The sequence below is a fragment of the Sulfurovum sp. AR genome (genome assembly GCF_000296775.1).
Classification (GTDB): Bacteria; Campylobacterota; Campylobacteria; order Campylobacterales; family Sulfurovaceae; genus Sulfurovum; species Sulfurovum xiamenensis.
This window is the reverse complement of record NZ_AJLE01000006.1, coordinates 358,956-370,982: the sequence shown is the minus strand read 5'-3', so window position 1 is coordinate 370,982 and position 12,027 is coordinate 358,956. Positions and strand designations below refer to the sequence as shown.

General features: G+C 41.7%; 12 protein-coding genes. 11 read left to right on the top strand and 1 reads right to left on the bottom strand.

Going from position 1 to position 12,027, the window contains the following annotated elements; translation table 11 throughout:
* Window positions 1–21: 21 nt before the first annotated feature.
* From lptE to SULAR_RS06880, 11 genes are all read left to right on the top strand, one after another.
* Window positions 22–537 (top strand): LPS assembly lipoprotein LptE, encoded by a 516-nt coding sequence (lptE, locus tag SULAR_RS06925; RefSeq protein WP_008244441.1) that lies wholly within the window; start codon window positions 22–24, stop codon window positions 535–537.
* Window positions 534–1,700 (top strand): folylpolyglutamate synthase/dihydrofolate synthase family protein, encoded by a 1,167-nt coding sequence (locus tag SULAR_RS06920; protein WP_008244439.1) that lies wholly within the window; start codon window positions 534–536, stop codon window positions 1,698–1,700. The genes lptE and SULAR_RS06920 overlap by 4 nt, the downstream gene beginning before the upstream one ends.
* Entirely contained in the window at window positions 1,687–4,656 is a 2,970-nt protein-coding gene (gene mfd, locus SULAR_RS06915) for a transcription-repair coupling factor (RefSeq protein WP_008244437.1), read from the top strand. The genes SULAR_RS06920 and mfd overlap by 14 nt, the downstream gene beginning before the upstream one ends.
* A gap of 71 nt (window positions 4,657–4,727) precedes the next feature.
* Window positions 4,728–5,675, top strand: coding sequence for a MoxR family ATPase (locus tag SULAR_RS06910; protein ID WP_008244418.1), 948 nt, complete (start codon window positions 4,728–4,730; stop codon window positions 5,673–5,675).
* An 11-nt stretch (window positions 5,676–5,686) separates the two neighbouring features.
* Window positions 5,687–6,514 carry a DUF58 domain-containing protein gene (locus SULAR_RS06905; RefSeq protein ID WP_008244417.1) on the top strand — a complete coding sequence of 276 codons (828 nt, stop codon included), beginning with the start codon at window positions 5,687–5,689 and terminating at the stop codon, window positions 6,512–6,514.
* 5 nt (window positions 6,515–6,519) lie between these two features.
* A complete protein-coding gene (locus SULAR_RS06900) occupies window positions 6,520–6,936 on the top strand; it encodes a hypothetical protein (RefSeq protein ID WP_008244416.1) in 417 nt (138 codons plus the stop codon).
* On the top strand, window positions 6,923–7,840 hold the full coding sequence (locus SULAR_RS06895; RefSeq protein WP_008244415.1) for a VWA domain-containing protein: 918 nt from the start codon (window positions 6,923–6,925) through the stop codon (window positions 7,838–7,840). Before SULAR_RS06900 ends, SULAR_RS06895 begins: the two co-directional genes overlap by 14 nt.
* 2 nt (window positions 7,841–7,842) lie before the next feature.
* The gene (locus tag SULAR_RS06890; protein WP_008244414.1) at window positions 7,843–8,814 is read left to right on the top strand and encodes a VWA domain-containing protein; all 972 of its coding nucleotides are present in this window, start codon (window positions 7,843–7,845) and stop codon (window positions 8,812–8,814) included.
* Window positions 8,811–9,518 (top strand): lipopolysaccharide assembly protein LapB, encoded by a 708-nt coding sequence (locus SULAR_RS06885; protein ID WP_008244413.1) that lies wholly within the window; start codon window positions 8,811–8,813, stop codon window positions 9,516–9,518. Before SULAR_RS06890 ends, SULAR_RS06885 begins: the two co-directional genes overlap by 4 nt.
* Window positions 9,515–9,655, top strand: coding sequence for a hypothetical protein (locus tag SULAR_RS11165; protein ID WP_155993814.1), 141 nt, complete (start codon window positions 9,515–9,517; stop codon window positions 9,653–9,655). Before SULAR_RS06885 ends, SULAR_RS11165 begins: the two co-directional genes overlap by 4 nt.
* Window positions 9,639–11,141 carry a BatD family protein gene (locus SULAR_RS06880; RefSeq protein ID WP_008244405.1) on the top strand — a complete coding sequence of 501 codons (1,503 nt, stop codon included), beginning with the start codon at window positions 9,639–9,641 and terminating at the stop codon, window positions 11,139–11,141. Before SULAR_RS11165 ends, SULAR_RS06880 begins: the two co-directional genes overlap by 17 nt.
* Window positions 11,142–11,168: 27 nt before the next feature.
* Here the strand turns inward: SULAR_RS06880 and SULAR_RS06875 are convergent, their stop codons facing one another.
* Window positions 11,169–12,011: a prephenate dehydrogenase gene (locus SULAR_RS06875; RefSeq protein WP_008244403.1), complete on the bottom strand. Its 843-nt coding sequence runs from the start codon at window positions 12,009–12,011 to the stop codon at window positions 11,169–11,171.
* Between the last annotated feature and the right edge of the window lie 16 nt (window positions 12,012–12,027).

Below are 12,027 nucleotides of genomic sequence, written 5' to 3'. Positions count from 1 at the left end.
ATCATAAAAAGAGAGGGACGTATGCGTACTATTGTAAAATTTTGGATGACTATCAGTATGATCTTACTTGTCAGTGCATGCGGATATAAGCCCTCTTCTCATGTGATCCAACATGTTTTTTCCGATACCGTGTATGTAGAGGTGCTTGTTGATAGGGTTGAGCCTGAAAATGCACCTTATGTAAAAGATGAGATGAACCGTCTGGTCTACACACGATTTAAGGGACGTATCGTTTCCAAAGAAGAGGCACAAAGTCAAATCCGACTCTCTTATGCAGGAAGCAGTTTTATACCACTTTCCTATGAAAATGGTTATGTCACTCGGTACCGTGCAGTTATCAGAGTGAAGTTTGATATGGTAACTAAAGCAGGTAGAGAAACGAAAACCATTAGTAGTATTGTTGAATCAGATATTCAGGCAAGTTCATTGACCTCTTCTGCATTGAGAATAGATGCTATACGTATAGGACTAGGGAAAGCATTGGATGAGTTCTTGGCATATGTGAGTGCTAAAGGAATGTTAAAAGAAGTAAAATGATGGACTCTTTTGATACATTTCTTCAAAATAAACCTCTTTACTATAAAGAGATAGACCACGAGCGTGTACACATCGCCTACGGACAATTAAAATCTCATATTAAACACCCTAGAACCGTTCATATCGTAGGTACCAATGGAAAGGGTTCAACTGGCCGTATGATCGCGCATCTGGCCTATAAAAGCGGTCTTAAGGTGGGACACTTCTCCTCTCCCCATATCTTAAAGTTCAATGAACGTATCTGGCTCAATGGCCGTGACAGTACAGATGAAGTGCTTGAAGCAGCGCATCAAAGACTTTTTGGTATCCTGGGTAAAGCGTTGAGTGAAAGTTTGAGTTACTTTGAGTATACGACACTGTTGGCTTTTATTGTCTTTGAAAATTGCGACCTGATGGTTTTGGAAGCTGGATTGGGCGGAGAATTTGATGCGACGAATGTCTGTGATAAAGCACTCTCTGTCATCACGCCTATAGGCATTGACCATCAGGCTTTTTTGGGTGAAAGTATCGAAGCCATAGCCGGTACAAAGATACGAAGTATCCAAAAAAAGGTGTTACTGGCACCACAAGTCTATGATGAGGTACTAGAAGTTGCCAAAGAGATAACAGAGGAGAAGGGTGCTAAACTCTATCTTTCCAAATGTCCAAGTGAGAGAGTGACACAATTAGGAGTTATTGCAGAGGAAAGATCCTGGGGCAATTATCTGGTAGAGAATGCTTCAGTGGCACTACAGGCTTTGGATATTTTGGATATCTCCTATCAGATCAATGATCTACGTACATTGGAACTTTTTGGACGTTTTTATCCCTTGACAAAAAACATCCGTATCGACGTGGGACATAATCCTTTAGCGGCAAAGGCCATAGAGAAAGCTTTAGATAAAAAGGTGGTTCTCATCTATAACAGTCTTGATGATAAAGATTATGAAGCAGTGCTGCAAACACTGAAACCCAAAGTCAAACATGTGGAGATCATTCCCATTGTTTCACAACGAGCGACCACTTTAAGCGAGATAGAAAAAGCCATTCAAAAAGTAGGTATTGACTATAGCTACTTTGAGGGTAAGATAGACAAAAATGAGCAGTACCTGGTATTTGGGTCATTTTATGTTGTAGAAGAATTTTTAAACAGGATGCAAAAGAAGAGTGATGTACCAAAGTAATATTTACGAATACCTAGAAGCGTTACAGGAAGAAAAACTCCTTATCTGTAAAGATGACAAGGAAGCAGTTCAGATACGGGATATAGCTGTTTTACTTGGATTTGACACATTTGTTTTACCAGACCTTCGAGTGAGTGTAGGGGAAGATCTGCGTACGTATGATGAAGAGATACATCTATTGTTTATACAGTTGGCTTCGTTCTATAAAAGTACAAAGAAAAAGATACTTGTCTCACCGTTGCGTACATTGCTTATTCCTTTCCCAAAAGCAGAACTGTTTGAGACCCGCACTATAGAATTCGGTGATACTTTAAATATGCAGGAACTCAAGGATACCCTCTATCAGTGGGGATACCATTTTACGGATATTGCTGCGAGTCATGGGGAGGTCTCTTTTCGTGGTGATATTATAGATATCTATCCTATAGATGCAGACAAGCCTTACCGTATCTCTTTGTTTGATGAGGAAGTAGAGACCATCCAATACTATGATGAAGGTACTCAGAAACGTTCCAATGATGAGTTGGAATCCTTGACTTTTACACCGGCATTTTTGGCGCTTAATAAAACCCAGCATGAAGCCCTTAAAAGCAGAACTGAACGAAGCAATTATGACACCTTTGTCAAAGACATCGATTCATTGGGGTTATGGCACCTCGATGATCTGGGGGAGAGTGCTTTAACACTTTTTGACGGCGTTTTGGCATCTGCTTTGGATGATGAACTCAAAGAAGTCTATGAGCTGGGTACACCACTTGTACCACGGGAGTCATTTTTACTTCCAGCCATTCCGGAAGGGCATAAATATCGTGATTTAGAAGCAGTAGACCCCAATAAATTACTCCAATCACACAAAGACAAAAAGATCACGATCATCGCTAAAAATGAGAGTATTGTACGTGGGTCAGAACTGGAGTCGTTTCAAAATATAGCGTTTGTCTACCAAGAGGGTATCGTCAATCTTTTAGGTGCAGACAGGCTGATACTCTCACTCAATAAACCTGTGAAACGTAAAAAGGTAAAGAAAGCCACACTGGTACTGGATGAACTGAAGCCCGGTGACTATGTGGTACATGAAAATTACGGTGTAGGTATCTTTAAAGGGATAGAAAAACGTGATGTGTTGGGTGCTACCAGTGAATTTGTAGTGATGCATTATCAAAATGAAGACGCGTTGCTCATCCCCGTCTCTAATCTTGAAGTGATAGACCGATATGTGGCTGAAGGGGGAACATTACCCATACTTGACAAGCTGGGGAAAGCGAGTTTTAAAAAGCTTAAAGAAAAAGTCAGAGAGAAACTTTTTGCCATCGCTTCACAGATCATCAACCTCTCTGCACAGCGTCACCTAAAAAAAGGTATCAAGCTCAAACGGAACATGGAAGAACATACTATATTTATGGCAGAGGCCGGTTTTGTACATACAGAAGACCAAGAACGTGCGATCAACGAGATGTTGGACGATATGAGTTCAGGCAGGATGATGGACAGACTGCTCTCTGCGGATGTAGGGTTTGGGAAAACAGAAGTGGCAATGAACGGGATGTTCGTAGCGGTCAAGAACGGGTACCAGGCTATGATGATCGCACCTACGACTCTGCTCAGTTCCCAGCATTACAAAAGTCTCAAAGAGCGTTTTTCAGGCCATGATATTAAAGTAGCCAAACTGGACAGGTTTTCTACGACAAAAGAGAAGAATGCTACGCTTAAAGGGTTGCAGGAAGGAACTATAGATGTGGTTGTAGGGACCCATGCGCTACTCAAAGCAAAGTTCAAGAACCTGGCACTTGTGATTATCGATGAAGAGCATAAATTCGGTGTAAAACAAAAAGAGGCTCTCAAGGAGATCTCTATCAATGTGCACCTTCTTAGCATGTCTGCCACACCGATTCCAAGATCTTTGAATCTTGCAATGTCTGAAGTCAAGTCTTTCTCTGAGATCCTTACGCCGCCCACAGAGCGTCAAGGGGTACGTACCTTTGTGAAAAGTTATGATGATAAAGTGATCAAGGAAGCCATCCTTCGTGAGATGCGGCGCGGCGGACAGATATTTTATGTTTTCAACTCCATTGCAGGGATAGAAGAGAAAAAAAAGCAACTGCTTGAGATACTTCCTAAACTGCGTATTGCAGTGCTTCACTCTAAGATCTCCGCAAAAGAGACGGAAGATGAGATGATGCTTTTTGGAGACGGGGAGTATGATGTCCTGCTCTCCACTTCGATCGTAGAGTCAGGGATACATATGCCGCATGCCAATACCATGATCGTGGATGGTGCGGACAACTTCGGTATCGCAGATCTGCATCAGCTTCGTGGACGTGTGGGACGTGGAGCCAAGGAGGGGTACTGCTACTTTATGGTGACAGATAAGGAACGGTTGACAGAGAATGCAAAACGCCGTCTGCTTGCATTGGAGTCACATTCCGATCTGGGAAGCGGTGCAGTCCTTGCCTTCCATGATCTTGAGATACGGGGCGGAGGGAATATCATCGGTGAAGCACAGTCCGGGCATATCAAGCAGATAGGGTATTCCCTCTATCTGCGTATGCTTGAAGATGCGATTAAAGAACTCTCTGGACAAGACAAGGAAGTAGCACAGAATATCGATATGAAACTCTCCATTAATGCGTATTTGAATGAAGAGTTGATAGAAGAGGATAGATTGCGCCTCGAACTCTACCGGCGTCTTTCACTCTGCGAAACTACAGGAGAAGTCTATGAGATCGAGGCAGAGATAGCAGACCGGTTTGGAAAGCTCGATGTTATCACCAGACAGTTCATTGATGTGATCGTGATGAAAGTCCTGGCACGAGAAAAAGGTATCTCCAAAGTCTCTTCGTATGGTGAAAATGTCTTTATCGAATTCATAGATGAGGCCAAAGAGAGAGTGGTACTTAAATCACCTAGTAAGGATGATGATGACATTATCGCTACAGCCATGGGGTATTTGAAGTAGTATCCTCAAATATTAACCTTCAATTAACCTCACAAAAGTATACTTTTCACATAAAAATGTAGGAGAGTAACTTGAGTCAAACCATTGAAAACATCAAAACAGAAATTTCTAAAGTCCTTGTCGGACAGGATAAGATGATCGAAGGACTTTTGGCAGGTTTACTTTGTCGCGGACATATCTTGCTAGAGGGTGTCCCAGGACTTGCAAAAACGACGGCTGTCAATGCACTGGCAAAGACACTCGGACTGAACTTTAAACGTGTACAGTTTACCCCTGATCTGCTTCCCTCTGACATCATAGGTACTGAGATCTACGACCCTTCAAACAATACATTTAAGATCAAACAAGGCCCTATCTTTACCAACCTTTTACTTGCGGATGAGATCAACCGTGCACCGGCTAAAGTACAGTCTGCACTCTTGGAAGTGATGCAGGAGAGGCAGGTGACCATTGGAGATGAAACCTTTAAAATAGACCTTCCCTTCTTAGTCATGGCGACACAGAACCCGGTAGAACAAGAGGGTGCCTATGAACTTCCCGAAGCGCAGCTGGACAGATTTATGATGAAAGTGGTGGTCGGTTATAACACCAAAGAAGAAGAGTTGGAGATCGCAAGACGTGTAGCTAATAACAGTTTTGGAGAGATCCAACAGGTAGCAACCATTGAGGATCTCAATAAGATCAGGGAAGAAGCACTTCAGGTGCATATGGATGAAGAGATCGAAGCCTATATCATAGAACTTATTTCTGCGACTCGTGATCCTAAGGCATATGGTCTTGAAGAGCTTGAAGCGTATATCGAATTTGGTGCAAGTCCGCGTGCAAGTATCGATATGTATAAGGCTGCCCGTGCGATCGCTTACTTGAAAGGGCAGGATTATGTGTCACCTATAGAGATCGCCTATATAGCAAAAGAGATCCTTCGCCATCGTATCATACTCTCTTATGAAGCACAGGCAGAAGAGGTGACACAGGATGAGATCATAGAGAAGATTTTAGCTGCTGTTCCAATTCCTTAGAGGTATTTGTTTTGAACAAAGCTGTTAAGAAGATTATCCTTAAAACCAAAAAGCAGGTTTATGGAGATATGCTAGGAAACAATGCCTCGCTCTTTCAGGGTGAAGGGTTTGAGTTTGCAGAACTCCGTGAATATGTCTATGGTGATGATGTACGTAAGATAGACTGGAAAACAACGGCAAAACTAGGCAAACCTTTTGTAAAGATCTACAAAGAAGAGAGGGAGCTTAATGTCGTGGTGGTTTCGATGCTTGGCGGGTCTGTCTATTTTGGTACGGTGAAACAAAAGTCGGACATCATTGCAGAAGTCGTGGCTACGCTTGGCTTTTCTGCTGTAAAAAACAGTGATCTGTTTTCGCATATGATCTTTGCAGATCAGCTGTATGAAGCAAGTAAAGCAAGTAAAAAACTTTTTTCCGTACATAAAGCAGTGGAAGATGTGTTTGCCTTTGACCCGATAGGCAAAGAGGGTGATTTCTCTGCCTTGGTCGAGACGCTGCATAACCGTTTAAAAAAGAAGTCTTTGCTTTTTATCGTGTCTGATTTTGTAGGTGATATAGACTTGAAGTTATTGAGTAAAAAGCATGATGTCTTTGCCGTGATGGTCCGTGACAGGTTTGAAGAGAATCCTTCTGAACTGGGGTATCTCAGACTGATAGATATGGAGAGTAAACAGAGCTTTGAAGGAGATGTGAACAGTGCTACACTCAAAAACTACAAGAAAGCGTTACATGACAATGATGAAAAACTCTATAAACAGTTCAAAAAACAGGGGATACGGTTCTCCAAGATCTATACGCATGAAGAACCGGCACTCAAATTAATGAAAAGAATGAGGTGATAGTAATGGATACGAATCAAACAGCAAATGTAAACGAGCAACTTAGAGACATCAAACCCTTACTTGAAATACCGGACAGTTCTTATTATATCTATTGGGGGTTGATTGATTTTGCCATCCTCTTGGTGGCGGCCATTTTGTTTTTTGTAGCGAAGAAACTGTGGGATAACAGAAAGATCAATCTTGCCAAAGGCTACCTTGAAGCGATGAAGAAGATAGACTGGAAGGAGACGAAGAAGTCTGCGTATGAAGCCACACATTATGCAAGACTTTTGGCAACAGATGAGAGACGAAAAGAGATTTTTTCTCAACTCGAACCACTCCTTGAACAGTATAAATATAAAAAAGAGGTGGATACGGTAGATCAGGATACCCTTAACAAATTCAACCTCTATGTGCAGGTGGCGGATGAGTCAGTTTAGTTTTGAGTATCCATACCTACTAGGGGTATTAGTCATATTCATTCTTTGCAGCCACTGGTGTAAAGAGAGAAGCCGCGCTATTTTTTTCCCTCATGTCAATACACTGATGGCTAAGAGTGCAGGTAAGTCCTCCCTGCTCTCCGTGTTAAAATGGGTAGGGATCACAACCGCTGTGATCGCTTTGGCTTCTCCGGTACTTACAAAGAGCTACTCGAATACAAAAAAAGAGGGACGCGACATCGTACTGATCATTGATTCAAGTGATTCGATGCGACAGCAAGGGTTTGACCCTTCCGATCCATGGAAAAACAAGTTTGATGTCGTCAAGGAAGTCGTGGGTGACTTTATAGAAAAAAGAGAGAATGACCGTATAGGTATGGTCACATTTGCAGACATTGCTTTTATCGCATCACCGCTTACGTTTGAAAAGAAGTTTTTAACAGATATCACAAAAATGCAAGAGATGGGGATGGCAGGGAAACGAACGGCGATCAACGATGCGATAGTACAGAGTTACAATCTTTTGAGCAAAAGCAAGGCCCAGTCCAAGATCGCTATTTTACTTACCGATGGTATAGATAATATGAGCAAGGTACCGTTCGGAGATGTGAAAAGTTTGATAGAGAAGCGTGATATCAAACTCTATGCCATCGGTGTAGGTGATGCCCGTGATTATAATGCGCAGTACCTGAAGGCATTGGCAGATGCAGGTAAGGGACTGGCATTTGGTGCGCAGGATGCAGCGACACTCTCTCAAGTCTATGATGAGATAGACAAGCTTGAGGCAACAAAGATCGATGACAAAAAGATCGTACAGCATACCTACCTCTATATCTACCCGCTTTTCTTGGCCATTTTGAGTCTGTTGATGTTTGTCTATATTAGAAACAGTAGGGGGTTATAGCGATGAGTTTTGTCAATCCGCAGTTTTTTTGGGCACTGATCGTGCCTTTTGTCATCTTTGCATTTCTCATCTCTACAAATAAGGAGAGACTTGCCCGTATCTTTGATGAGAAGATACTGAAACGTTTGAGTGCGACAGATGAGAGTATGCCTATGGTTGTACGTAACATACTGATGCTTTTGGCACTTTTTTTGATGATCGTTGCAATGGCCAGACCGGTGATTGAAAAAGGTGACAGAACAGTAGAAGTGCAAGGATTGACATTGTTGACTGCACTGGATATCTCCGGTTCTATGCGGAGTACCGATGTCTATCCAAATCGTTTGACCTTCGCAAAAAAGAAGATGAACACCTTTTTTGATGCCATGCCGAGCGATGAGATAGGTGTAGTGGCCTTTGCATACAGTCCTTTTGTCTTGGCACCTTTTTCGAGTGACAAAGAGACTTTGAAAATGATGGTGGAAGGCGTAGATGACAGCTATATCAACATGGGTTCGACAGATCTCTCTGCTTTGGGTGAGCTGGCAAGCTCTTTGCTTGAAAAAAAGAAACCCAAGATGCTGGTACTCTTTACGGATGGCGGAGATGAAGGGGCCATTGCAGGGTTTTCAGAGATACTGAAAGCAAACAAGATCGATCTTTATGTCGTACTGGTAGGAACTGAAAAAGGAGCACCTGTGATCGACGAGAATGGCAAACCTTTCACGCTTGAAGACGGTACCATAGCGATCACTCAAAGAAACGATGCCTTGGGTGAATTAGCCAAAGAGAATGATGGTGCATATGTGGTGGCAAGTACAGGAAAAGAAGATATAAAGCAGCTGGTTTCCGTGATAAAAGGCAAATATCAAAACCAGCAGAAGGGTGAAGTGACAGTGAAAGAGCGTGTAGAGTATTTTTATTATCCATTGGGGCTAGGACTGTTGCTTCTGCTTATTTCATTGAGTTCGATGCCCAGAAGGAGAAAAGTATGAGAAGGATGATCTTAGTGATGCTAAGTACAGGTGCTTTACTTCATGCCGGAATTACCGACTTCAAAACCATCAAAGAGGCAAATAAGGCCTATGAGGCAAAAGAGTATGGTAAGAGTGCTGCTTTACTTGAAGACATTAAAAAGAGTAATGCTACAAGTGAATTACATTATAACTTGGGTAATACTTATTATAAAAAAGGTCATTATGATAAGGCGATAGAAGAGTATAAAAATGCTAAAGGTGTAGATGAAGCTTCAAGACAATATAACTTAGGAAATAGCTATTTTAAAAATGGTGATTTTGATAAAGCAATTGAGAGTTACAAAGAATCTTTGAAGTATCGTGATGATCCTGAAGCTAAGAATAATTTAGAAGTAGCAAAAAAAGAAAAAAGAAACAAGAGAAACAAGAACAAGAGAAAAAAGACGACAAAAAGAACGAAAAAGATCAAAATAAAGACGGTAAAAAAGATCAGGGTCAACAACAAAACAAGGATAAGAAAGACCAGAAACAAAAAAATAAAGATCAAAATAGGAAACAGGACAAACAAAATAAAGAGCAAAAAGACAAAGAGCAAAAAAAGAAAGAAGATCAGAAGAAAAAAGAGGGTGATAAGGAAAAATCAGATGCCCAAAAAGAGAAAAACCCCCAAGAGAAAAAAGGTGATAACGAATCATCTGAAGCCAAAGAACCCAAGAAGATGAGCAAAGAAGAGAAGCTCCAAGAGCAAGAGTTAAAACGTCTTATGAAAAAGATGGGACAGAAAAAAACACCTACGATGATGTACCAGATGGGTGAAGGTAAAAAAGGTCAAAGGAGTGAAGATGCGAAACCTTGGTAAAGTATTATTGGTGTTGGCATTGATTTTACAGTTTATCTGGGCCGATGGCGTAGAGGCTACGGTATCAAGTACAGAGGTTGTCAGTGGCAATGCTGTTGAGCTACGCATTAAAGCCATCGGGGATGACGTAGAATTCCCGGATATTCAAAAGATCGATGGACATAAAGTCATTGAGACGAATTCTGGAAGCAGCAGTTCTTATAGCTATATCAACGGAAAAATGAAAAGTGAGCATGCGACGACTAAAACCTTTACTTTTATTCCTGATCAAAATGTAACGATCCCTTCTTATGAAGTGAAGATCGATGGCAAAAAGTATAACACCCAGCCTATTGAGATAAAGATCGTTAAATCCAGCGCATCACTAGGGCAGAACGGTGATATGTTCTCTTTGCAGATGCGTGCAAATAAAACAAAGGTGATGGTAGGTGAATCACTCATGGTGACGGTCTATTTTGCTTTGAAGAACAGTGTAAGACTCTCACAGGATATACAGTATACACCGCCAAGTTTCCCGGGATTTACCGTCACAGAGGTGGGTGATCAAAATGCCTATATCAAAGGCAACTATCAGGTTCAAGAGGTACGCTATCTTCTTACCCCTCAAGCAGAAGGGAATTTTACAGTAAGCCCGGCCTATGCCAAAGTAGGTGTAGCAGATAGAGGCAGAAGAGATATCTTCGGGATGACCTTTGGAACAAAATGGAAGCAGACAGCATCAAACACGTTGCAGATAGAAGTTCTCCCTCAGGCACAAGAGAGTGATCTCGTAGGAGACTTCACGATCAATACAACGATCGATGCACAGGAGGTAAAAGCCAACAAACCGGTCAATCTAACCGTGAAGATAGAGGGGAAGGGTAACCTGGAAAGTTTTGAATTCCCTAAATATGAGATAGCTGGAGTAACAGTGTATAGCGATGAAGCTAAGGTAGAGACGAAGGTGATTGATGGAGAGCTCTATAGCACTTACAGTAAAAGTTTTGCCTTTATAGCTGAAGAGGACTTTGAGATCCCGGCACGAAGCTTTTCCATGTTAAGACCAAAGGATAAACAGCTCAAAGAGCTAGCTGTGAATGCCTACGATATTACCATTAAGAAGTCATCGTCTGCATCTTCATCAAGTGCAAAACCCCATACAAACGGTGTGGTGCAAACAAAGATATCACAACCTGTACAGACCAAAGAGGTGGTAGTAGAAAAAGAGGTAGAGGTAAAAAGTGTAGCATGGTGGATGTTGGCAGCAGCTTTTGCTTTAGGTATGCTGTTTATGTCTACACTAAAATGGTTGCCTCTAGTCATAAGACGAACGGAAAGTCCTTATAACGAGTCAGAAGCATTGAAGATACTGTATGGTCATATGAGCGAGGATGCCAAAATAGAAGAGATGGTCCGTAAACTCTATGCCCGTAAAAACGGGGATACATCTGTCCAGATTGACAAAAAAATACTTAAAGAGATGGTGGATCGCGTTAAGCAGTCGTGAAGAGTTTCATAATGCTAGTAGGCTGTGTCAGTCTAAAATATCATGTAACGTATTGGCCTCTCTCATCCAGTCGTTCAACGTCTCCCACTCTTCATTCTCTACCATCTTTTGGCATTTTTTCAGTTCTGACTGAAATGAGTTGATGGCTTCAAGCACATTGCTCTTGTTTTGTCGGAAGATATCTTCCCACATATTGGGAGAAGATTTCGCGATACGGCTCATGTCTTTAAATCCTCCGCCTGCCAGTGCAACAATACTTTTTGAATCTTCCTGTGCCATGACAGAGTTTGCTAAGGAATAACTGATCGCATGGGGCATATGAGAGATGAATGCAGCATGTCTGTCATGCTCCTTTGCATCCATACAGACGATATTCATGCCTATGTCGGTAAAAAGTTTTTTGGCAACATTTTGTTGATGTACCCCACTTTTTTCAAGGTCACAAAGTACGACAACTTTGTCCGTATAGAGGTCTTCAAGTGCCGCAGTAGGCCCAAACTTTTCGGTACCTGTCATAGGGTGTGCCGCCACAAAATGATGCCGGATATCTGAAGGAATAGAAAGAGAGATCTTCTCTTTTGTACTTCCCAGATCAATCACGGTACATCTATCATTTAAAGGCCCTAATTGTTGAGAAACGGAGATAATGCCATCCACAGGTATACTAAGAAAAATGATATCACAGCTTTTGAGTGCTTCGGTAGAGGTACAGATTTCATCAACGAGACCGAGTTGAAGTGCTTGTGAGCAATGAAGTTCATTATGGTCCAGTCCTATGAAATAATAGTCTTTGGAATGTTTTTTAAGCGCAAGGCTTAAAGAACCACCCATCAGACCTAAACCAACTATACCGACTTTGATTTTAGCCATAAAATACCTACTTTCT

What these genes read in the sequence shown, in the direction of transcription:
- SULAR_RS06900 (WP_008244416.1), top strand. Translation starts at nt 6,520, where the DNA reads ATGGATACGAATCAAACAGCAAATGTAAACGAGCAACTTAGAGACATC.
- SULAR_RS06885 (WP_008244413.1), top strand. Translation starts at nt 8,811, where the DNA reads ATGAGAAGGATGATCTTAGTGATGCTAAGTACAGGTGCTTTACTTCAT.
- SULAR_RS06920 (WP_008244439.1), top strand. Translation starts at nt 534, where the DNA reads ATGATGGACTCTTTTGATACATTTCTTCAAAATAAACCTCTTTACTAT.
- lptE (WP_008244441.1), top strand. Translation starts at nt 22, where the DNA reads ATGCGTACTATTGTAAAATTTTGGATGACTATCAGTATGATCTTACTT.
- SULAR_RS06895 (WP_008244415.1), top strand. Translation starts at nt 6,923, where the DNA reads ATGAGTCAGTTTAGTTTTGAGTATCCATACCTACTAGGGGTATTAGTC.
- mfd (WP_008244437.1), top strand. Translation starts at nt 1,687, where the DNA reads ATGTACCAAAGTAATATTTACGAATACCTAGAAGCGTTACAGGAAGAA.
- SULAR_RS06890 (WP_008244414.1), top strand. Translation starts at nt 7,843, where the DNA reads ATGAGTTTTGTCAATCCGCAGTTTTTTTGGGCACTGATCGTGCCTTTT.
- SULAR_RS11165 (WP_155993814.1), top strand. Translation starts at nt 9,515, where the DNA reads ATGAGCAAAGAAGAGAAGCTCCAAGAGCAAGAGTTAAAACGTCTTATG.
- SULAR_RS06880 (WP_008244405.1), top strand. Translation starts at nt 9,639, where the DNA reads ATGCGAAACCTTGGTAAAGTATTATTGGTGTTGGCATTGATTTTACAG.
- SULAR_RS06875 (WP_008244403.1), bottom strand. Translation starts at nt 12,011, where the DNA reads ATGGCTAAAATCAAAGTCGGTATAGTTGGTTTAGGTCTGATGGGTGGT.